Here is a 21,687-nt window from a genome sequence, read left to right on the forward strand (position 1 = left end):
CGGCGGTCGGCGCGCAGCAGCGCGGCCAGCGCGGCGAGCACGACACCCGCCGAGAGCCAGATCGGCGGCACCCCGGCGCCGCCCGGGTTGACCAGCAGCAGGCCGGCCGCGCTCGCGCCGCTGCCGTGCAGACCGGGCAGCCCGGCCTCCAGCAGCAGCCACTGCGGGTGCGCCAGCACCTTGAGCGACCACGGGGCCAGCAGCACGACCGGCACCGCCAGGATCACCAGGACGCGCAGGCCGAGCAGTCGCAGCGCAGCGCCGCCGGAGCCGAAGGCGCCGCCGCGCAGCACCGCGACGACCAGCATCGCCAGGCAGAGCGGCACCGCGAGCGCCCACGTTATCGGGACGAAGGCGGTGGCCAGGGTGAGCAGCAGGACGGTCATCCAGACCGGGCGCCAGCCCGGGCGGGCGCCCTTGGCGGCGCTCTCGTCCCGGATGCCGAGGCCGGCCGCGATGGCGGCGGCGCGGGCCAGCGGCGGCAGCAGCACGGCCAGCACGGCGGTGCCGATCCGGCCCTGGGCGAGCGCGCCGGTCGCGGCGGGCAGCAGCGCGTAGGTGGCGCTGGCCCACGCGCGGACCACCTTGGAGTCCAGCAGCGGCCGGGACACCAGGTAGGCGCTGACCGCGGACAGCGGGACGGCGAGCACCACGATCAGGGTGAGCGCGAGGTCGGCGTGGCCGAACAGCAGCCAGGAGAGCACGGCGAGCACGCCGAGGTACGGCGGTGCGGCGGCGGCGGAGCCGGTGCCGACCGGGTGCCAGGCGTCCGCGTACATCGACCACAGGCCGCCGGCCCCGTCGGCCGCGGGCAGCAGGGCGCCGCCGAACAGCTCGCCGCTGCCGAGCAGTCCGCGGCAGGCGATCAGGGCGAACACCAGCAGGGCGGCGAACAGCACCGGCGCCGGGCGCCGGGCGAGCTTCTTGAGCAGCGCGAACTGCTCGACGACCAGGTCCTCGGCGTCGTCGTCGCCGCCGGCCTCGACCGAGCCGTGCCGGCCGCCGGTGTCGTCGCCGCCCCCTATCCCGAGCGAGCCGATGACGCCCTCGACCGCCAGCCGGGTGGTGGCGCCGGGGGCCGGGAAGAGCGTGCGGTCGTCCAGGGCGTCCGCCGCCCGGGACCGGGCGCGGTGCTTGCGCGCGGCCAACAGCCGTGGGAAGCGGACGAGTTCGTGGCCGAGGCCGGCGAGTTCGTCGAAGGCCTGGCGCGGGTCCTTGCCGAGCAGGTTGGTGACGGCCCGCACCAGGGTGCCGAGCACCAGCCGCAGCAGGACGTAGGGGAAGAGCGCGCCCTTGCAGTTGGTGAGCAGGGTGTAGACCGCGCCGGCCTTGTCCACCCGGTGCGGGTGGGAGGGGCCGCAGTCGATCGCGCGGCGCTCGCGGGAGGAGGCCTCGGCGTGCCGCAGCACGGCGTCGGGGGCGACCACCACGCGGTGGCCGGCGGCGTTGACCCGCCAGCAGAAGTCGGTGTCGTCCCGCATCAGCGGGAGGGCCCTGTCGAAGCCGCCGAGTTCCTCGAAGACGTCCCGGCGCACCAGCATGCCCGCGCTGGAGACGGCGAGCACCGGACGGACCTGGTCGTGCTGGCCCTGGTCCTGCTCACGGCGGTCCAGGCCGGTCCAGCGACGGCCGGAGTGGGCGATGGTGACGCCGACCTCCAGCAGCTGGCGGCGGTCGTACCAGCTGCGCAGCTTGGGGCCGACCACGGCGGCGCTGGGGGTGGAGTCGGCGACCTGGAGCAGTCGGCGCAGCGCGTCGGTCTGCGGCTCGCAGTCGTCGTGCAGCAGCCAGAGCCACTCGACCGGCCGGGTCTCGCGGGGGCCGCCGCGGCCGAGGTCGTCCTCCTGGGCGAGCGGGTCGCCGAAGTCGTCCCAGCCGCCGGTGACCGGGTCGTAGCCGGAGGGGTCGAGCCGGTACGGCAGGTCCTCCGGGCGCAGGGGCGCGCTGCTCGACACGGCCTCGGCGACGGCGGTGCCGAAGCCGGCCCGGCGGCCGAGGACCAGCGGGCCGCTGTCGGGCAGCCAGTCGGCGAGGGTGTCGGCGAGCAGTTGCGGAGAGTTGTCGGTGGATCCGGTGTCGACCGCGAGGACCCGCTGGACCTGGCGGTCCTGACCGAGCAGGCCGGCCAGGGCCTGCGGCAGCCAGCGGGCGCCGTCGTGCGAGACGATCACGGCGGTGACCAGGTGGCGCGGATAGGCGGGCGGCCGGGAAGCGGTGAAGCCGCTCTGGTGGCTGTAGACGGTCATCGCGTGCGCGGGCCCCAGTTCTCGGTGGACACAGCCGGTGAACGGCAACCGGATGGCGCACCACACTAACGGCTCCGGGTGGCCGCTTCGTCCGGGGTGTGCGCGCGGGGGCCGGGAAGGGGTCTCCGGGAACACGAAAGCGCCCCACCACCGCGGTGAGGCGCCCGTACAGCTGTGCGGCTGTCCCTCGTTGTCGAAGGGTCAGCGGGGGTCGGCGGCCGCCCGGTCAGACCGCACTCTTCTTGAGCCGACGGCGCTCGCGCTCGGAGAGGCCGCCCCAGATGCCGAACCGCTCGTCATTGGCGAGGGCGTACTCCAGGCATTCCGAGCGGACCTCGCAGGCGAGGCAGACCTTCTTGGCCTCGCGGGTCGAGCCGCCCTTCTCGGGGAAGAAGGACTCGGGGTCGGTCTGGGCGCACAACGCGCGCTCCTGCCAGCCGAGTTCCTCCTCGTCCTCCGCGATGCCGTCCCCGATCAACAGCTCAAAGAGCTCGCTCATGTGGCGCGCCTCCTCTGCCCCTACTTGGCGTCCCCGTGGTTGCCGTTGCCTCGTGCGGCCGACGACACGAGTGAAATTACAGTTGCGTCACTCTGGCCCAGTCAAGCCGAGCTCTGGTATTGGGGCTGGGATTCACTCCCTGGCACCAAGCCGTTACGAATAGTGTACATATCCGGACACATCGGACCTTCTGCCTCAAGGTCCTGAACAGTGCCGAACCGTCCGCAACCATTCACCAGGTGACGCCCGGTCACCGCCACAGGCCGGTCATCGGCCTGCCTTCCCGGCGATCTTCCCATCGAAACATAGAGAGTGATGAATCACCCCATCAGGGAAAGATCCGGACCTAACCCACTCGAATGCCGCATCCTTCGGTTTGACACCTGCCCCGCGGATGCGGTGTCCTTGCTTCTATGTCAGAGTTCGCCACCCCCCGGAGCGGTTCCACCCTCCGCCGTGCCGTGAACTCCTGTTGTCGCCTCTGTTCCTGCTGTATCTAGGCGCCCGCGTCCCACCGCGCGCCGCTCCCAGGAAGCACAGAGGCCGCCCGCGATTCCCGTCCCCAGGACATCCCGGATCCGGCCGATCCCACGACCCGGCCGACTCCTCCGAGGACGACTCCCGTGCGCATGATCCGCATCCGCAAGCGGAACCGCGACCGCAACAAGCTCGCCCGCCGTGGCCCCGCCACCGCACCCGCCGGCACCCCCACCAACCCCCTCGTCGGCGCCCTCGCCGACGCCCGGACCCGCCGGTGGGCCGACGGTCTCAGCGACGTCTCGATCGCCGGCGACCCGCTCGCCTTCCCCCACCTGGCCCGCACCGACCTGCCGGCCCACCCCACCACCGTCGCCGAGTACGCCCGGCTGGTGCGCGAGATCGCCGCCGACCGCGCCCGCTGGGAGCCGCTCGTCCGCTACGACGCGCTGACCCGCTGGTACGCCCGACTGGAGACCGGCCCCGGCTACGAGGTCTGGCTGCTCAGCTGGCTGCCCGGCCAGTCCAGCGGCTTCCACGACCACGGCGAGTCCTCCGGCGTGATGACCGTCGTCAAGGGCGAGCTGATCGAGCGCTCCCTCACCCTCCCCCAGCCCTCGGCCGGGGGTGACCCCAGCGGCGCGGTGGCCCGCGCCCTGCGGCCCGGCGGGCAGCGCGTGTTCTCCTCCGGCTACCTGCACGAGGTCGTCAACGGCGCGCTCGAACCCGCCGTCTCCATCCACCTCTACGCCCCGGGCCTGACCGAGATGAACCAGTACGGCGCCACCGCCGTACCCGAGCAGCACCCGGAGCAGCACTCCGAGCGGCAGGCACCGGCCGGGTCGCACTGATCCCGGGCTGACGGCGAGTCCGACCGTGGCAGGATGAGCCCCATGCGCATCGTGGCACTGGCAGGCGGAATCGGCGGAGCGCGCTTCCTGCGCGGACTCCGCGCGGCGGTCGGACCGCAGGACGAGATCACCGTCATCGGCAACACCGGCGACGACATCCACCTCTACGGCCTCAAGGTCTGCCCCGACCTCGACACCGTGATGTACACCCTCGGCGGTGGCATCCACGAGGAACAGGGCTGGGGCCGCACCGACGAGACCTGGTCCATCAAGGCCGAGATGAAGGCGTACGGCGTCGGCCCCGAGTGGTTCGGGCTCGGCGACCGGGACTTCGCCACCCACCTCGTGCGCAGCCAGATGCTCACCGCCGGGTACAGCCTCAGCCAGGTCACCGAGGCGCTGTGCGTGCGGTGGAAGCCGGGCGTGCGGCTGCTGCCGATGAGCGACGACCGGGTCGAGACCCACGTGCGGATCACCGACGAGCAGGGCACCCGGGCGATCCACTTCCAGGAGTACTGGGTCAAGCTGCACGCCGCGGTGGACGCCGAGGCGATCGTCGCGGTCGGCGCCGACACCGCCAAGCCCGCGCCCGGCGTGCTGGAGGCCATCGCCGAGGCGGACGTCATCCTCCTCCCGCCGTCCAACCCGGTGGTCTCGATCGGCACCATCCTCGCCGTCCCCGGCATCCGGGAGGCGGTCGCCGCCGCGCCCGCGCCCGTCGTCGGGCTCTCCCCGATCATCGGCGGGGCGCCGGTGCGCGGCATGGCCGACAAGGTGCTCGCCGCCGTCGGCGTGGAGGCGACGGCGGACGCGGTCGCGCTGAACTACGGGGCCGAGCTCATCGACGGGTGGCTGGTGGACACCGTGGACGCGGCGTCGGCGGCCGCCGTCGAGGCCGCCGGGATCGCCTGCCGGGCCGTCCCGCTGCTGATGACCGACGTCGAGGCGACCGCCGACATGGCGCGGGCGGCGCTGGAGCTGGCGGAGCAGGTGCGGAAGTGACCGCGTCGCTGGAGGTCCTCGGCGTCGACGGCATCCCCGAGGTCGAGGCCGGGGCGGACCTGGGCGAGCTCATCGCCAAGGCGGGGACGTACCAGGACGGCGACATCCTGCTGGTCACCTCGAAGATCGTCAGCAAGGCCGAGGGGCGGCGGCTGCACGCCACCGACCGCGAGGCCGCCATCGACGCCGAGACCGTCCGGGTGGTCGCGCGACGCGGGCCGATCCGGATCGTGGAGAACCGCAACGGCTTCGTCATGGCCGCCGCCGGGGTCGACGCCTCCAACACCGCCCCCGGCACCGTCCTGCTGCTGCCCGAGGACCCGGACGCCTCCGCGCGGGCCCTGCGGGCGAGGCTCCGGCAGCTCACCGGCCGCCGGCTCGCCGTCGTCGTCACCGACACCTTCGGACGGCCCTGGCGCGACGGGCTGACCGACGTGGCGATCGGCGCCGCCGGACTCCGCGTCCTGGAGGACCACCGGGGCCGCACCGACAGCCACGGCAACGCGCTGGAGATGACCGTCACCGCGACGGCCGACGAACTCGCCGCCGCCGCCGACCTGGTGAAGGGCAAGGCCACCGGCGTCCCGGTGGCGGTCGTGCGGGGACTCGGACACCTCGTCACCGCCGAGGACGGCGAAGGCGTCCGGCCGCTGATCCGGCCCGCCGTCGACGACATGTTCCGGCTCGGCACCTCGGAGGCCCTGCGGCAGGCCGTCACCCTGCGGCGCACCGTCCGGTCCTTCACCGCGGAACCGGTCGACCCGGCCGCCGTCCGCCGCGCCGTGGCCGCCGCCGTCACCGCGCCGGCCCCGCACCACACCACGCCGTGGCGGTTCGTGCTGCTGGAATCGGCGGAGACCCGGACCCGGCTGCTCGACGCGATGCTCGGCGCCTGGCAGCGCGACCTGCGCGAACTCGACGGCTGGGACGAGGCGAAGATCGCCCGGCGCACCGCGCGCGGCAACGTCCTGCGCGACGCCCCCTACCTGGTGGTGCCGTGCCTGGTGATGGACGGGTCGCACGACTACCCGGACGCGCGCCGGGCGACCGCCGAACGGGAGATGTTCACCGTCGCCATGGGGGCCGCCGTGCAGAACCTGCTGGTCGCGCTCACCGGCGAGGGGTACGGGTCGGCCTGGGTTTCGTCGACGATGTTCTGCCGTGACACGGTGCGGGAGGTGCTGGAGCTTCCGGAGGGGTGGGATCCGATGGGGGCGGTCGCGGTGGGGCGTCCGGCGGAGGCGGCGAAGGCTCGGGCGGAGCGGGGGGCCGCGGGGTTCGTCGTGGTGCGGTAGCGGCTGCGCCTGGGCTTGGTGTAGCCGGGGGGCTCTCGGGAGGGTGGGTGCGGGGCGGTTCCGGGGGTGGCCGCTCCGGGGGGCTGGATGATTTTCAGACTGCCGACCCTGTGGGTGGGGCGTTGAGATCGTTGGCAGTCTGAAAATCACCCGCAACGCCCCCCTCCGGGCCACCCCCTCCACCGCCCCTCCCGCAGCGCGTCCCTCTCGCCTGGTCGGGTGGGTGGGGTGGGTGGGGTGGGGGCGGGTGGTGGGTGGGTGGGCTGGTGGGTGGGCTGGTGGGTGGGGGTGGGGACCGCGCCCATGAGGGTGGGGCGCGGGGGGTGTGGATCAGCGGTGGCGGTGGTCGTTGGGGGTCAGGCGGGGGCCGTAGCGGGGGGCGTGGGTGCCGGTGGCCAGGAGGAGGCGGCAGATGCGGTGGCGGTGGGGGCGGTAGGGCTCCAGTAGGGCGAGCATCTGGGCGTCGTCGCTGCGGGGGCGGCCGGCGAGGGCCCAGCCGACCAGGTTGGGGAGGTGGAAGTCGCCGACCGAGACCGCGTCGGGGTCGCCGTTGCTGCGCTGGAGGGTTTCGGCGGCTGTCCAGACTCCGATGCCCGGGACGGTGGTGAGGCGGGCGAAGGACTCCTCGTGGGCCATCGCCGAGGCCTCTTCCAGCCGCGGGGCCAGCCGGACCGCGCGCATGATCGTCGCCGAGCGCTTCGGATCGACGCCCGCTCGGTGCCACTCCCAGCTCGGTATCAGCGTCCACTCGCGGGCCGACGGGGGGACCCGCATGCCCTCGGCCGGGCCGGGGGCCGGGGTGCCGAAGTCCCGCAGCAGGGTGCGCCAGGCGCGGTAGGCCTCGTCGGTGGTGACCTTCTGTTCCAGGATCGCCGGGACGAGGGACTCCAGCACCAGACCGGTCCTGGGCAGCCGGACTCCGGCGGTGCGGCGCTGGGCGTCGCGCAGGGGGCCGGGTGGCAGGACCAGTCCCTCCGGGGCGTCCTCGGCGCCGAGCAGGGTGGGGAGGCGGTCGAGGAGCCAGTCCGCGCCCGGGCCCCAGGCGCTCGCCTCGACCTCGCCGGCGGCCGGGCGCGGCAGCACGCGCAGGGTGCCGATGCCGGCCGGGGTGCGGGAGGCGCGCCAGACGGCGCCGTCGCCGGTGGTGCGGTACGCGGGGTCGGCGGGGCCCCGGCGCAGCGGGAGCAGGGTGCGGGGTACGTCCAGGGGGAAGGCCGGGCGCCAGCGACGTACTGCTTCCACTGGTGTCGCCTCCTGCGTTGCCTCCGGATATGAACGATACGCGTGGGGGGCGGGAGGTGGGTGGGGGTCAGGGGGTTTGCAGGCGGGCCGCGGCGGTGCGCAGGGCGGGGAGGCGGGCGTAGAGGGCGGTGCCGGGGCATTCGGTGGTGACCGCGTCGCGGTGGCCGGAGACGGCGTCGAAGTCGACGACGGTGCCCTTGGGGTAGCGGCTGGCGCCAGAGGTGGAGGTGAGTCGGGTGCGGCCGTCGGCGGGTTGGGCGGTGAGGCCGAGCTTCCAGGCGGCGAGGGCGGCGAGGCCGTCGAGGAGGGGCTGGGGCGGCTGGTCGTCGGTGTAGGTGCCGATCGCGGCGATGCCGGCGGAGTCGGTGTTGAAGCCGAGGGTGTGGGCGCCGTGGACGGGGAGGTCGACGCCGCCGGCGCGGCCCTCGTAGACGGTGCCGCAGCGGTCGACCAGGAAGTTGTAGCCGATGTCCCGCCAGCCGTTGGTCTGCACGTGGTACCGGTAGATCGCCCGGATCACCCGGGGGGCGTCGGTGCAGGCGTAGTCGGTGGCGCTGTCGGTGTGGTGGACGAAGACCTCGCGGACCGGGCCGGTGTAGTCGAAGTCCCGGTCGCGCAGCGACTCGTCGGCGCCCCATCCGGCCCGGGTGACGATCGGCGGGCGCGGAGCCCCGCCCTCGGTCGGCGGCTCTGCGGGCAGGGTCCGTACGGCCGCGCGGGCGGCGCCGCGTCCCGGGTCGACGAGGTCGAGCCGGAGCCCGGCGGGCACTCCGGCGGGCCCGGGCCGGACGTCGACGGCGACGCCGTCGCTGGGGCCGGTCCAGAGCGGGGCGGTGGCGCTGTGCGCCGGGTGGTCGGGGCCGTCCCCGGCCTCGGCCTCCAGCCGGTGCCAGTCGCTCCAGCGGCCGGTGGCCGCGTTCCGGGTGCGGACCCGGAGCACCGCACCGGCGAGCGCGTCCGCGGGGCCGTCCCAGTCGAGGCCGAGGAGTTCGAAGGGCCGGGTGCCGCGCGGGGAGAGGCCGGTGCCGGCGGGCAGCGGGATGGTGGTGGTCGAGCCGGCGCCGGCGGGGTCGCGGCCCTGCGGGGTCGCGGTGGCGGCGGGCTGGAGGAGGAGGACGGTGGTGCAGCCGGCGAGCAGGACGGCCGGGAGTGAGAGGCGCATAGACCGGATCGTCGCCGCAAACCGGACCGCCCGCCACGCCGCTCCGCGCCCGTTCGGCCGCCCCTCCCGGCCTCCCACCCGAAGGCCTTAGGCTGGGGCGCACCATGACTGCGCCTTTCGCTGCCGATGCCCGCACCCCCGTCGAGCTGCTGCACGCATTCCTGCGCGGCGGCACCCCTTCGGTCGATCCCGCGGCCCCGCTGGTCACCTTCTACGACGACGCCACCGGCGAACGGGTGGAGCTGTCCGCCCGTACCTTCGACAACTGGGTGGCCAAGACCGCCAACCTCCTCCAGGACGAGCTGAACGCCGGCCCCGGCGACCGGGCGGCGCTGCTGCTGCCCGCCCACTGGCAGAGCGCCGTCTGGCTGCTGGCCTGCTGGTCGGTCGGGGTGACGGCGGTGCCGGGCGGCGACCCGGCCGCCGCCGACCTGGTGGTCAGCGGCCCGGACGGGCTGGAGGCCGCCCAGGCCTGCGAGGGCGAGCGGGTCGCGCTCGCCCTGCGCCCGCTCGGCGGCCGCTTCCCGCAGCGTCCGGACGGGTTCCTGGACTACGCCGCCGAGGTGCCCGGCCAGGGCGACCGCTTCGCGCCGTACTCCCCCGTCGCCCCGGACGGGCAGGCACTGGAGACCGTGGTGGACGGGCTGCCGCTGAAGCTGACGGGCGAGCAGACCGTGGCGCTGGCCCGGGAGGGCGCGGCGCGGCTCGGTCTGAAGCCCGGTGACCGCGTCCTGTCCACCCTCTCGTACGACGACTGGGCCGGTCTGGAGGCCGGTCTGCTGGCCCCGCTGGCGGCCGGTGCCTCGGTGGTGCTGTGCCGCAACTCGCAGGCGCTGGACGCCGGGCAGTGGGAGAAGCGGACGGAATCCGAACGGGTGACACTGCGCCTCGGCTAACCCCCGGCGGGGGCCCGGCGGGTAGGGATCGCTGCCATGGCCGAGGACGACACCGAGCACCCCCCGACCGACGTCCCTCCCGACGGGGACGGACGCCCGCGCTGGCGCCGGCGGTGGCTGATGATCACCGCCGGCGCCGTCGCGTTCCTGCTGGTCGCCACCGGGGTGCTGCTCTGGATCGCCTACCGCAAGCTGGACGGCAACATCCGCACCGACTCGGCCACCGACCGGCTGCTCGCCGAGTTGGAGGCCGAGCGGCCGAGCCGCACCGCCGGAGCGCGGGGCGCCCGGAACATCCTGCTGATCGGCAGCGACGACCGCTCCGGCGCCAACGGCTCGTACGGCGGTCAGCGGGGCACCGAGCGCTCGGACACCACGATCCTGCTGCACCTGGCCGCCGACCGGAGGCGCGCGACGGCGGTCTCCGTCCCGCGCGACGTCATGGTCGCCGTCCCCGCCTGCGAGAAGCCGGACGGCACCCGCAGCAAGGCCGCGCTGGCGCAGTTCAACCTGGCCTTCGAGACGGGCGGTGCGGCCTGCTCGATCCTGACCGTCGAGAAGCTGAGCGGCATCCGGATCGACCACTACGTGATCCTCGACTTCAGCGGCTTCAAGACGATGGTGGACGCGATCGGCGGGGTCGAGGTGTGCGTGCCGCAGCCGATCCACGACAAGGACGCCAGGCTCGACCTGCCCGCCGGCCGGCAGACCCTGCACGGCGAGCAGTCGCTCGGCTACGTCCGGGCCCGGGAGAGCCTGGGCGACGGCAGCGACACCCAGCGCATGGGTCGTCAGCAGCAGTTCCTGGCCGCGCTGATCCGCAAGGTGCAGTCGCAGGGCGTGCTGCTGAACCCGGCGAAGCTGTGGCCGGTGCTGGACGCCGCGACCTCCTCGGTCCGGGCGGACGGCGGGCTGTCCTCGCTCGGCGCGCTGTACGACCTGACCCAGGACCTGCGCGGCATCCCCTCGGCGGACGTGGTCTTCCTGACCGCGCCGCGCCGCCCGTACCGCTACGACTCGGACCGGGACGAGTTCGTGCAGCCGCAGACCGGCCAGCTGTTCGCGGCGCTGCGGGACGACCGGCCGGTGGCCGTCCGGCCACCCGGATCCTCGCCCTCGCCGGGCCCGAACCCCGGCCCGGGAACGCGTCCGACGGCCGAGGTGGCGGCGGCGGTGACGGCCGCGGCGACGGCGACCGCGTCCCCCGCCGCGGGCGCCTCGCCCACCTTCGAGGGGCGCACCGCCGACATGGACGCCTGCGCCCCGCACTGAGCCGCCGGCCCCCGGCCGCACCGCGCGATCCGGGCCGGCCGATCCGGCCGTTTACGCAATTGCTCGGCCACGAGCGGTATTTGTCGCCGTCCCACCGGAACATGGCGGAGATCACACCGGGAACGACTGCTCCGTTCGACTCGTCTAGTGTGTCCGGATCGGCCCGTCCGTACGGGCGGTCCGCAGCCGTGACCGGTCGAAGGTAGGGAACCCGCGTGCACGACGAGCAACCGGAAGCCGGCCGCTACCGGGTGGACCCGGCCCCCGGCGTCCCCCGGCAGCGCCGACGGGCCGTCGAGGCGCCGGCGGCGCCGGTCGCGGAGGGCCGCCGGGACAGTCGGCGCCGGGCGGCCGCGCTCGCCAAGCGCAGTCGGCGCCGACGCGCCCTCAAGTGGACGGCCGGGGCGGGCGCCCTGGTGATGGTGGCGGGTTGTGGCGGGGCGTACTACCTGTACCGGCACTTCAACGACAACCTGACCTCGGTCAAGGTCCAGCTGGGCGACGAGTCGGAGCGGCCCCCGGCCGCCGGGGACGCGCTGAACATCCTGGTGATCGGCACGGACAGCCGGGAGGGCCTCGGCCGGGAGTACGGCGACGAGGGCAGCACCGGGCACGCCGATACCACCCTGCTGTTCCACATCGCCAAGGACCGCACCAACGCGACGGTGATCAGCCTCCCGCGCGACCTGATGCTGCCGATCCCGGAGTGCCAGAACGCCCAGGGGAAGAAGATCCCGGGCTCGGCGCGGAACGAGTTCAACAACAGCCTCGGCCAGGCGGGGCGCGACGCGGGCTGCACCTGGAAGACCGTCGAGAAGAACACCGGGATCCGCGTCGACCACTTCGTGCAGGTCAACTTCGAGGCGGTGAAGACCCTCTCCACCGCCGTCGGCGGGGTCGAGGTCTGCGCGGCCAAGGACATCAACGACACCGACTCCCACCTCAAGATGACCAAGGGCCGGCACGTGGTCCAGGGCGAGGAGGCGCTGGCCTTCGTCCGCACCCGGCACGCGGTCGGCATGGGCGGCGACCTCACCCGGATCCCGCTCCAGCAGCAGTTCATCAGCTCGATGATCCGCAAGATCAAGAGCGACGACACCCTGACCAGCCCGACCAAGCTCTACAAGCTCGCGGACGCCGCCACCAGGGCGCTCACCGTGGACTCCGGCATCGGCAGCGTGGACAAGCTCAAGGACCTCGCGCTGGACATCAGCAAGGTGGACACCAAGAACATCACCTTCACCACCGCGCCCGTCCTGGACGATCCCCAGGACAAGGACCGGGTGATCCTCAAGCAGCCGGACGCCGGGCAGCTGTTCGCGATGGTCGCGGCCGACCGCTCGCTGACCGAGACCACCGCCCCGCCCGCCGCCGAGGCCCCGGCCACCGGCGCCGCGGCCGCCCCGGCCCCCACCACCCCGGCCACCCCGGCCGCCCCGGCCCCCACCGCCGACACCAAGGGCGTCCAGCTGACGGTGCGCAACGGCAGCGGCACCCGCGGGCAGTCCGGGCCGACCGTGGAGAAGCTCCGGACGAAGGGCTTCGCCAAGGCCGCGGTGGGCAGCGACGCACCGCTCGCCGCGACCACCACGGTGACCTACCCGGCCAACCTGGAGGCCGAGGCCACCGCCCTGGCCGCCGCCCTCGGGCTGCCCGGCGACGCCGTCAAGCCGGCCGGGAAGTCGGACCCGAAGGGCGGTCTGCTGCTGGTGCTCGGCAAGGACGTCCTGGCCGCCTCCGCGGCCCCGGCAGCGGTGCCCACCGAGGCGCCCGAGGACCTCCAGCGGGTGCAGGCGGACGACACCGACGTCTGCGCCAAGTAGCTAGCGGGGCAGGAGGGTTCCGTCCTCCTGCTCGCGGTAGCGCTCGGAGGTCCGGGGGCACTGCCAGCCGCCGTCCCCGGTAGGCCGCAGCGGCTCGCCGGCCCGGCCGACCCAGCCGATCCGGCGGGCCGGGACGCCGGCCACCAGGGCGAAGTCCGGGACGTCCCGGTGCACCACCGCGCCGGCCGCGACCAGCGCCCAGCGGCCGACCGTCACCCCGGCGACCAGCACCGCCCGGCCGCCGATCGAACAGCCCTGACGGAGCGTCACCCCTTCGGCCTGCCAGTCGAGTTGACTCTTGGGACGGCCGTCGGGGGTGACCGCGCGAGGGTACCGGTCATTGGTGAGGACGGCGGCCGGGCCGATGAACACCCCGTCCTCGACCACCGCCGGCTCGTACACCAGCGCGTGGTTCTGCACCTTGACCCGGTCCCCGATCCGCACTCCGGGGCCGACGTACGCGCCGCGGCCGATCACGCACTCCGCACCGACCACCGCGTCCTCACGGACCTGGGCGAGGTGCCAGACCGCCGTCCCGGCGCCGATCGCGGCCCGCTCGTCGACGTCCGCGCTCGGCTCGATCCGGGCCGCACCCGGCCCGTCCTCAACTGTCGCCATGCGCACCGACGATAGCGGTGCCGGGCGGCACCGCGGGGCTGCCGGAAGGAATCGGCCGGCGCCCGGGTCAGCCGGTCTTCGAGAGCACGTCCTTGGAGGACGGGCCGACGCTGGCGATCACTCTTCGGGCCAGCGAGCGCGGTGAGGTCAGGAAGCCGAAGCCCCAGCTGAGGTGCATGGTCGCGAAGGCGACCGGCAGCAGCACCCTGGCCTTGAACGACAGCCCGCGGCCCTCGAGCACGGCGCCGCCGAGGATGCCCAGCAGGTACGCCCCGGGCACCGCGAGGAAGGCCGGGTGGACGGCGACGCCGAGCACCAGCCCGAGGACGACCGCCGCCAGCGCGGCCGGCGGGGCGAGGTAGCGCATGTTGACCGAGCCGCGGTGGTAGCGGGTGACCACCCGGCGCCAGCGGCCGTAGTCCTTGTACTGCTTGGCCAGCGCCCGCACCGAGGGGCGGGGCCGGTACGTCACCTTCAGCTGCGGGGTGAACCAGACCAGGCCGCCGTCCTGGCGGATCCGGTAGTTCAGCTCCCAGTCCTGGGCGCGGATGAACTCCTCGTTGTAGCCGCCGAGCTTCTCCAGCACCTCGCGCCGGAACACCCCGAGGTAGACGGTGTCCGCCGGGCCGGCCAGGCCGCCGGTGTGGAAGGCCGCGTTCCCGACGCCGATCTTGGAGGTCATCGCGGCGGCGACCGCGTGCTCCCACTCGGTCTCGCCCTCGGCGTGCATGATGCCGCCGACGTTGGCCGCGTCCATGTCGCCGAGCAGCCGGACCGCCGTGGTGATGTAGCCGGGGGTGAGCAGGCCGTGACCGTCCACGCGCACGACTATCGGGTACCGGGAGCCCCGGATCGCGGCGTTCAGCCCGGCCGGCGTCCGGCCGGTGGGGTTCGCCACCGTCCGCACCCGCGGGTCCTCGGCCACCAGCTCGGCCGCGATCTCCGCGGTGCGGTCGGTGGAGGGACCGAGGGCGATCACCACCTCCATCGGCCCGGGGTACTCCTGGTCCAGGATGCGGCGGACCGCCGTGCGCAGGTGACGTTCCTCGTTGAGCACCGGCATGATCACGGAAACAGCCGGCAGCTCCTCAGCAGCCTTGGTGTTCATCGGGGCCAACCGTACCGGTGCGGACGCGTCCCCGTCTTGTCCCGGTCCGGGCCTCCGGGGACGCCTCGCGGCGCGGCACCGGTGCTGTGATCAAGAACACCGTACTCCCCCTTACGGACGAGCCGGAAGCGGTGTGGATCCGGTGCCGGTCCGGGGTGGGTTCAGAGCGCGTAGTGGGCGACGGCGAACACCGCGTAGCCGGTCAGCGCGAGCCGGTTCACCACGTGCTGGGGGCCGCCCAGCCGGTCCGGCAGGGCCCGCGCGGGGCGCAGGTCGGGCCGGTGGGCGGCGGTGGCGACGGTCCGGGCCACCGCCGCCGGGTCGTACCGCCCGCCGAGGAGGGCGCCCGGCCGGCCCGCCGGGCCGCAGAGGAAGGAGAACTCCCGGCCGCCGTGCAGCCGGATGGTGAGCAGGTTCCGGTGCACCGCCGCCGCGGAGACGTCCGCCCAGCGGTAGCTGCGGGTGCGCAGCGCGGTGGCCACCCGCAGCCCGTCGCGGTCGGCGACCAGCTGCCAGGACAGGGTGTGGGCGCAGGCGAGGATCGCCGTCGAGCCGATCCACAGCGGGTGCAGCAGCCCCTCCCACCAGCCGTCGTCGCCGCGCAGCACGACGACGGCGGCCACCAGCAGCGCCGCCAGCGGTCCGGCCGCCGCCCGCAGCGGCAGCGGCATCTCCCAGCGGCGGGCGGCCAGCGGCTCGGCGTCCGGGCCGGCCGCGGGGGCGGCGGCGACGGTCTCGGCGGTCAGGGCCGCGACGGCCAGGTCTCGCTCGCGGTAGCGCCCGGAGCGCCGGCCGAAGCGCGGGGGCCGGGCGGCGGGGGCGACCACGGACGCCACCCAGTGCGGGTCGCCGTCCAGCAGGCCGGGGCGGACGAGGAGTTGGCGGTCGGGCCCGTCCGGGCCGACGTACAGCACGGCGGGCACGCTGCGGCCGGCCCGGGCCAGCCACTCGGCGGCCTCGGCCGGGGTCGCCCGGTCGAACAGCTCCCCGTACTCCTCCTCGCACTCCTCCTCGTCCTCGTCGTGGTCGAGCACCGGGTCGGGGTAGTCGGCCTCCTCGTGGCCGGTCCCCAGGTGTTCGGGCACCCAGGCGGGGCCCTCGCCGTCCGGGGCGGCGCACCGGGCCCAGCGGTAGCGGTCGCGCTCGACCAGCCGCCACAGCCCGGGGCCGTCCGGCGGGCCGTCCAGGGGCAGCACCAGCAGGTCGCCGCGGGCGTCGGCGCGCACCCGTACGGCGAGCGCGGGGGCGGCGCCGGCGAAGGCGGGCCCGCCCCGGCGGGCGCTCGCGGCGGCGGCCGAGCCGAGCAGCACCAGGCCGGGCAGGGCGATCAGGCCGCCGGCGCTCAGCTGGCCGGAGACGTCGTAGTCGTCGCCCAGGGCGCGCACCGAGTCGCCGTCCACCAGCAGCGGGACGGGCTCGCCGGGCTGTGGCCGGTGCTGCCACCGGACGTCGAGGGCGGCGGTGCGCTCGGGGCCGCCTCCGGGTGGCTGGAAGCGGACGGTCAGCACTCCGTCCCGGTCGCTCCCGCCCGCGGTGCCGGTCACCCGGGTGGCCCGCTCGGCGGCGGCGTCCGCCCGGGCCTGCGCCCAGAGGCCGTACACCGGGAAGGCCGCGGCGACCACCAGCAGCAGGGCGCCGAGGGCGCGGCGCAGCACGGGCGGGCCGTCCCGGTGGACGGGCGAGGGCGCGCCCGCGGCCGTCCAGGGGTAGCGGACGGGCGGGGCCATCAGCTCGTCCAGCTGCCGGCGGGCGCGGCGGCGGCCGGCCTCGGCGCCGAGCAGGACGGCGGTGAGCAGCACGTGGAGCAGCACCGCGGACCAGCGGGCGAGCGGGGTGACCAGGCCCTGCGGGAGGTACCAGAGCAGCGCCAGGACGACCGGCGGGACGAACACCCGGACCCGGGCCCCGCTGGCCAGCAGGACGATCTCGGCCAGCACCGACCAGCCGGCCAGGCCCGAGCCCCAGGTCTCCCGGCAGACGTTCTGGACGTTGCACCGGCCCACGTCCGGCTCCACCGCGCCGGCCAGGAGCACGAACCCGATCGGCACCAGCGCGAGCCGGCGGCCGTCCAGCCGCCAGGCGGTCCGGGCGGCCTGCCAGCGGGCGGCCGCGGCGGTGGTGAGGGGCGCGGCGCTGGGCAGCGGCGGAGCGTCCGAGGGGAACATCGGACGATCATCTCAGCACGTGGGAGGCGGAGCGCAGGACGGCCGCCTCCGCCCGGCGGAGGCCGGACACGGCTCGGGGGCCGGGCGCTGTGCGCACCCGGCCCCCCCCCCCGTTTCCCCCGTTTCCCCCGTTCCCCCGTGCTCCGTGGCCCGGCGCCCCCCGACGCCGGGTCAGTCCGTCGCGATGGCCGCGAGGACGTTCATCCGTCCGGCCCGGAAGGCCGGGACGAGGGCGGCGAACAGGCCGATCAGCACCGAGGAGACCAGCGTGACCGCCACCATGGTGGTCGGGACGGAGAGCGTCCCGAGGCCCTGGTCCCGCAGGACCCCCTGGACGGTGACGCCCCAGGCGAGGCCCAGCCCGGTGCCGAGGACGGCGCCGAACACCGCGATCACCACGGACTCCAGCCGGATCATCCGGCGCAGCTGGCGGCGGGAGAGTCCGATCGCCCGCAGCAGGCCGATCTCGCGGGTCCGCTCGACCACCGACAGCGCCAGGGTGTTGACCACGCCGAGCACCGCGACCGTGATCGACAGGGCGACCAGCCCGTAGATCAGGTAGAGCAGGGTGTTGACCTGGGACTGCACCAGCTCCTTGTAACCGGCCTGGTCCTTGACGGTCAGCTGCGGGTACTCCTTGAGCCCGTCCTCCAGGGCGGTCAGCGTCCTGGCGACGTCGGCGCCGGCGGAGGCCTTGGCGAAGAAGGTGCGCACCGGCGGCTGCTCCGCGGCGGGGACGACCTTGGCCATGGTGTCCAGGTCCACGAAGGAGCCGTCGCCGAACAGCTCGCCCTTGGCGAAGACCGCCCCGACCGGCAGCTCCTGGACGTGGCCCCGGCCGTAGTCGACGGTCACCCGGTCGCCGACCTTCAGGCCGTTGTCCTTCGCGAAGGCCTCGCCGATCCCCAGCGAGCCGCGCCCGATCGACTCCACCGCACCGGACTTGACGGTCGGATGGAAGTCGGTGGCGAAGAAGGCCGGCGGCACGGCGTCCAGGCCGGTCTTCACCTTCCGTCCGTCCGGCAGCAGGACGCCGGCGTGGAGGTCCCGCTGGACGGTCACGTGGTCGATGCCCGGGGTCCGGCGGACGATGTCCGTCATCTCGGTGGTGACCTCGGCCCGGCCGCCGTCGATGATGTAGTCCACGCCCACCGACCGGTCGATCTGCGCGCTCGCCGAGGTGACCGCCGAGGAGCTGAAGACCGAGGAGGCGATCACCAGCGCCAGGCCGATCATCAGCGCGGCGGCGGTGGCTCCGGTACGGCGGGGGTTGCGCATCGCGTTGCGCTGGGCGAGCTTGCCGGACGGGCCGAACACGGCCGGCAGCACCGCGCCGAGCACCCGGACGACGGCCGAGGCCAGCAGCGGGCCGAGCACCACGAAGCCGATCAGGGTGAGCACCACGCCCAGGCCCAGGTACTGTCCGCCGACGGCCGCCTTCTCCGCCCGCGCGCCGAGCACCAGCAGGGCGCCGCCGCCCGCCGTCAGCAGCAGGCCGACGACCGTGCGGACCAGGTTGGCGCGGCCCTCGGCCGGGGTGCCGTGGTCGCGCAGCGCGGCCATCGGCGAGATCCGGCTCGCCCGGCGGGCCGGGAACCAGGCCGCGACCAGGGTGACCACGATGCCGAGCGCGTAGCCGGCGGCGAACACGTCCGGCCCGATCCGCAGGTCGGCCGCCCTGAGGTCCATGCCGAGCGCGTTCATCAGCTTGATCAGGCCGACCGCGACGCCCAGACCGGCCGCGACGCCGAGGGTCGAGCCGAGCACGCCCAGGATCAGCGCCTCGACCAGCACCGAGCGGTTGACCTGCCGCCGGCTGCCGCCGATGGCGCGCAGCAGGCCGATCTCCCGGGTGCGCTGGGCGACCAGCATCGAGAAGGTGTTGACGATCAGGAACGCGCCGACGATCGCCGAGACGAAGGCGAAGCCGAGCATCGCGTACTTCATGAAGTTGAGGCTGCTGCCGACCTGCTTGGTGTTCTCCTCCTTCTGCTCGGCCGCGGTCTTGACCTGGTAGCCGGCGCCGACCGCGGCCGCCGCCTCGGCCTTGAGCCGGTCGTTGCCGCGGCTGCCGTCGCCGAAGGCCTCGATCGAGGTGTAGGCCTGCTCGCCGAGCAGCACCTGCTGGGCGGTCGGGGTGTCCAGGAAGCCGAGCGCCGCGCCCGGGTTGGTGGTGGTGAAGGTGGCGATGCCGGCGATGGTGAAGTCGTGCCTGCCGACGCCGTTCTCCACCCGGACCCGGTCGCCGAGGCGGAGCCCGGCCTTCTTCGCGGTGTCCGCGTCCAGCACCAGTTCACCGGAGTTCCTCGGCTCGTGGCCGGAGGTGATGGCGACCGGGTTGCGCGGGGTGTCGGTCCAGTTGCCGAGCAGGGTGGGCGCGCCGGTGGTCGGGCCGACCAGCTTGTTGGTGGCCGGGTTGACCAGGACGGCGTTGCCGACCATCACCTGGCCGACGGCCTTCTTCACGCCCGGCACCGCGGCGACCCGGTCGGCGAGCGGGACCGGGACGGTCGGCAGCTTGACGGCGGCCTGCTGGTCCTCGTCCTCGGCCGGCTTGGGCGGCTGGACCGAGACGTCGGAGGCGGTCGCGGCGAAGAGCTTGTCGAAGGTGCCGGTGGCGGTGTTGGAGAACACCAGGGTGCCGGAGACGAAGGCCACCGACAGCACGACGGCGATGAGCGAGAGCGCCATCCGGCCCTTGTGGGCGAAGAAGCTCCGCAGTGAGGTCCTGAGCATCATGATGGTGTCGTCCCGCCGCTCAGCTGGTGCGCTTGCCGTCGAAGCGGCGCATGCGTTCGAGGACGGAGTCGGCGGTGGGCGCGTACATCTCGTCCACGATCACGCCGTCGGCGAGGAAGAGCACGCGGTCCGCGTAGCCGGCGGCGACCGGGTCGTGGGTGACCATCACGATGGTCTGGCCCAGCTCGTCCACCGAGCGGCGCAGGAAGGTCAGCACCTCGGCGCCGGAGCGGGAGTCCAGGTTCCCGGTGGGCTCGTCCCCGAAGATGATCTCGGGGCGGGCGGCCAGCGCCCGGGCCACCGCGACGCGCTGCTGCTGGCCGCCGGAGAGCTGGGTGGGGCGGTGCTTGAGCCGGCCGGACAGGCCGACCGTCTCCACCACCTGGTCCAGCCAGGCCCGGTCGGGCTTGCGACCGGCGATGTCCATCGGGAGCGTGATGTTCTCCAGCGCGTTCAGGGTCGGGAGCAGGTTGAACGCCTGGAAGATGAAACCGATCTTGTCGCGCCGGAGTCTGGTGAGCTGTTTGTCCTTGAGACCGGTGATCTCGGTGTCACCGATCCAGATCCGCCCGGAGGTGACCGTGTCGAGGCCCGCCAGGCAGTGCATCAGGGTGGACTTGCCGGAGCCCGAGGGTCCCATGATCGCGGTGAACCGGCCGCGCTGGATGTCGACGTCGACCGCGTCGAGCGCGGTCACCCTGGTCTCGCCCGAACCGTACGCCTTGGTGACCTGACGGGCCGACGCGGCGGCGGCGGACGCTCCGCCGGGAAGCTGGGGGTCGTACACGGCTGCTGCTGCCGTCGTCACTGGAGTCTCCTAAGGAAGATGCGCTCACCCGTTGGCCCCCCAGCCTCGCGGGCCCACCCGCCTCGTGGAATGGCTCAGGCGGTAGTCCTCGACCGGGAGTTGTCTCCACCCTCCCGGTGGACCTGGCCACCGGACCCGAGGTGATCGGGCCGCTTCCTGACGGGCGGGGATGTGTGAACCACGTTAGGAGCCGCCGGCCGAGGGCTCGTCATCCGCCGGAATGAAGCCGCTCAACCATGGTTCTACGGGCCGCGGGACGGTTCCCCCTAGGGGTCTCCGCGGCCCGTCTCGGGGACGCCCCGTACGGGCCGCGGAGACGGCCCGTCAGCTCGTCAGCGCGGGTGCGGCCAGCCGCTCCAGGGCGGTGGCGAAGCCCTCCACCACCGGGGCCAGCAGGGTTTCGGTCTCGCGCTCGACCAGGGTCGTGCCGTCCTCCCGGGCGGTGATGTGGCGGTCGAGCACGAACCAGCCCTGGGTGATGTGGCCGGCGCCCATCGAGCTGAGCACCGGGCGCAGCGCGTAGTCCACCGCGAGGACGTGCGCGGGCGAGCCGCCGGTGGCGAGCGGCAGGACGGCCTTGCCGGCCAGCGCGTACTGCGGGAGCACGTCCAGCAGGGCCTTCAGCAGGCCCGAGTAGGCGGCCTTGTAGACGGGGGTGCCGATGACCACGCCGTCGGCGCGGGCGAACAGATCGGTGACGGCGACGATCTCGGGGTGGTCGAAGTCGCCCGACAGCAGCGCGTGCGCGGGCAGGCTGCGGGCCTCGAAGGGGACGACGTGGTGGCCGCGACCCGCCAGCCGCGCGTCGACGTGGCGCAGCAGACGGGTGGTGCGGGAGGTGGGGGACGGGGAGCCGGAAACGGACAGGACGAAGGCCATGGGTTCACCTCTGGCTGGGAGCGGGGCGGCGCGGGGCGGCGGGTCCCGGCCGGGCGCGGCGGGGGAAGGGCACCGCAGGTGGGGGGCCGGGACCGGGGGCGGTGCCGGAGCGGCACCGGGGCGCTGCGCCGGCGGACGTGCCGGGAGCGCGGGGACTTCGACGGACGCGTCAGCCGCGACAGAGCGAACAGGCCACACCGCGCCGCAGGTCGACGTGCCGCCGACGCGTGAGTGCCCAACGCTGATCCATGCCTGGAATGCAAACACGCTGTGTTCGAGCCGGTCAAGAAACGTTTCAGCAGCCGGAACGCCGGGTGTCCGGACGTTGCGGCGGAACGATCCGATGCGTGCATCAAAACTGCTACAAGAGGACTGGTGGGCCCCCCGGGGGGAGTCAGCCCGACCGGGGTCGGGCATCCTCGTCGGCATGAACACGTGGCAGGAGGGCCGCCCGGGGGGCGGCGGGAACCCGTACGGCGGAAACGGCGGAGGCGGCGCGGCCGAGCCGCCGCTGCCGGCCTCGCTGAACCCGCGCGGGCCGGGGGCGCCCGCGTCCCGGCAGCCGCGACAGCCCGGGCAGCCGGGGCAGCCGGGGCCGTCCCGGC

16 protein-coding genes are annotated in these 21,687 nt (G+C 74.4%); 6 read left to right on the forward strand and 10 right to left on the reverse strand.

Features of this window, described 5'->3' with window-relative positions; genetic code table 11:
• Positions 1-2,246 (reverse strand): glycosyltransferase family 2 protein (locus ABZ449_RS38715; RefSeq protein WP_360355870.1); only part of this gene is annotated, 2,246 nt, incomplete at its 3' end.
• A gap of 226 nt (positions 2,247-2,472) precedes the next feature.
• Positions 2,473-2,745: a WhiB family transcriptional regulator gene (locus tag ABZ449_RS38720; RefSeq protein ID WP_030062195.1), complete on the reverse strand. Its 273-nt coding sequence runs from the start codon at positions 2,743-2,745 to the stop codon at positions 2,473-2,475.
• 623 nt (positions 2,746-3,368) lie between these two features.
• Here ABZ449_RS38720 and ABZ449_RS38725 point away from each other — a divergent pair.
• From ABZ449_RS38725 to ABZ449_RS38735, 3 genes are read left to right on the forward strand one after another with little or no spacing between them, the layout of a single operon-like run.
• Entirely contained in the window at positions 3,369-4,073 is a 705-nt protein-coding gene (locus ABZ449_RS38725) for a cysteine dioxygenase family protein (protein WP_360355873.1), read from the forward strand.
• Positions 4,074-4,115: 42 nt separating this feature from the next.
• Complete coding sequence (gene cofD / locus ABZ449_RS38730) at positions 4,116-5,075, forward strand: 2-phospho-L-lactate transferase (RefSeq protein WP_360355875.1); 960 nt, start codon at positions 4,116-4,118, stop codon at positions 5,073-5,075.
• Positions 5,072-6,370 carry a coenzyme F420-0:L-glutamate ligase gene (locus ABZ449_RS38735; protein ID WP_360355878.1) on the forward strand — a complete coding sequence of 433 codons (1,299 nt, stop codon included), beginning with the start codon at positions 5,072-5,074 and terminating at the stop codon, positions 6,368-6,370. The genes cofD and ABZ449_RS38735 overlap by 4 nt, the downstream gene beginning before the upstream one ends.
• A 330-nt stretch (positions 6,371-6,700) precedes the next feature.
• Here the strand turns inward: ABZ449_RS38735 and ABZ449_RS38740 are convergent, their stop codons facing one another.
• Both ABZ449_RS38740 and ABZ449_RS38745 read right to left on the reverse strand, forming a co-directional pair.
• Positions 6,701-7,612 (reverse strand): DNA-3-methyladenine glycosylase 2 family protein, encoded by a 912-nt coding sequence (locus ABZ449_RS38740; RefSeq protein ID WP_360355881.1) that lies wholly within the window; start codon positions 7,610-7,612, stop codon positions 6,701-6,703.
• Positions 7,613-7,679: 67 nt separating this feature from the next.
• The gene (locus tag ABZ449_RS38745) at positions 7,680-8,774 is read right to left on the reverse strand and encodes a peptidoglycan recognition protein (protein ID WP_360355884.1); all 1,095 of its coding nucleotides are present in this window, start codon (positions 8,772-8,774) and stop codon (positions 7,680-7,682) included.
• Between the two features lie 104 nt (positions 8,775-8,878).
• Here ABZ449_RS38745 and ABZ449_RS38750 point away from each other — a divergent pair, with 104 nt between their 5' ends.
• From ABZ449_RS38750 to ABZ449_RS38760, 3 genes are all read left to right on the forward strand, one after another.
• Positions 8,879-9,670, forward strand: a complete 792-nt coding sequence (locus tag ABZ449_RS38750; RefSeq protein ID WP_360355887.1) for a TIGR03089 family protein — start codon at positions 8,879-8,881, stop codon at positions 9,668-9,670.
• Positions 9,671-9,706: 36 nt separating this feature from the next.
• Positions 9,707-10,942: an LCP family protein gene (locus ABZ449_RS38755; RefSeq protein WP_360355890.1), complete on the forward strand. Its 1,236-nt coding sequence runs from the start codon at positions 9,707-9,709 to the stop codon at positions 10,940-10,942.
• 215 nt (positions 10,943-11,157) lie between these two features.
• Complete coding sequence (locus tag ABZ449_RS38760; protein ID WP_360355893.1) at positions 11,158-12,765, forward strand: LCP family protein; 1,608 nt, start codon at positions 11,158-11,160, stop codon at positions 12,763-12,765.
• On the opposite strand, the gene ABZ449_RS38765 is transcribed toward ABZ449_RS38760, so the two are convergent.
• The 6 genes from ABZ449_RS38765 to ssuE all read right to left on the reverse strand — a co-directional run bounded on the left by ABZ449_RS38765 (position 12,766) and on the right by ssuE (position 21,082).
• Positions 12,766-13,383 carry an acyltransferase gene (locus ABZ449_RS38765; protein ID WP_360355895.1) on the reverse strand — a complete coding sequence of 206 codons (618 nt, stop codon included), beginning with the start codon at positions 13,381-13,383 and terminating at the stop codon, positions 12,766-12,768.
• Between the two features lie 67 nt (positions 13,384-13,450).
• Positions 13,451-14,491, reverse strand: a complete 1,041-nt coding sequence (locus ABZ449_RS38770; RefSeq protein WP_360355897.1) for a glycosyltransferase family 2 protein — start codon at positions 14,489-14,491, stop codon at positions 13,451-13,453.
• 161 nt (positions 14,492-14,652) lie between these two features.
• Positions 14,653-16,656 (reverse strand): hypothetical protein, encoded by a 2,004-nt coding sequence (locus ABZ449_RS38775; protein ID WP_360355900.1) that lies wholly within the window; start codon positions 16,654-16,656, stop codon positions 14,653-14,655.
• A gap of 171 nt (positions 16,657-16,827) precedes the next feature.
• Positions 16,828-19,398: an FtsX-like permease family protein gene (locus tag ABZ449_RS38780; RefSeq protein WP_360355905.1), complete on the reverse strand. Its 2,571-nt coding sequence runs from the start codon at positions 19,396-19,398 to the stop codon at positions 16,828-16,830.
• Positions 19,399-19,414: 16 nt separating this feature from the next.
• Positions 19,415-20,182, reverse strand: a complete 768-nt coding sequence (locus ABZ449_RS38785) for an ABC transporter ATP-binding protein (RefSeq protein WP_360355908.1) — start codon at positions 20,180-20,182, stop codon at positions 19,415-19,417.
• A gap of 345 nt (positions 20,183-20,527) precedes the next feature.
• Positions 20,528-21,082: an NADPH-dependent FMN reductase gene (ssuE, locus tag ABZ449_RS38790; RefSeq protein WP_360355903.1), complete on the reverse strand. Its 555-nt coding sequence runs from the start codon at positions 21,080-21,082 to the stop codon at positions 20,528-20,530.
• Positions 21,083-21,687: the final 605 nt, after the last annotated feature.

This window comes from Kitasatospora sp. NPDC005856, from assembly GCF_040629945.1.
Taxonomy (GTDB): Bacteria; Actinomycetota; Actinomycetes; order Streptomycetales; family Streptomycetaceae; genus Kitasatospora.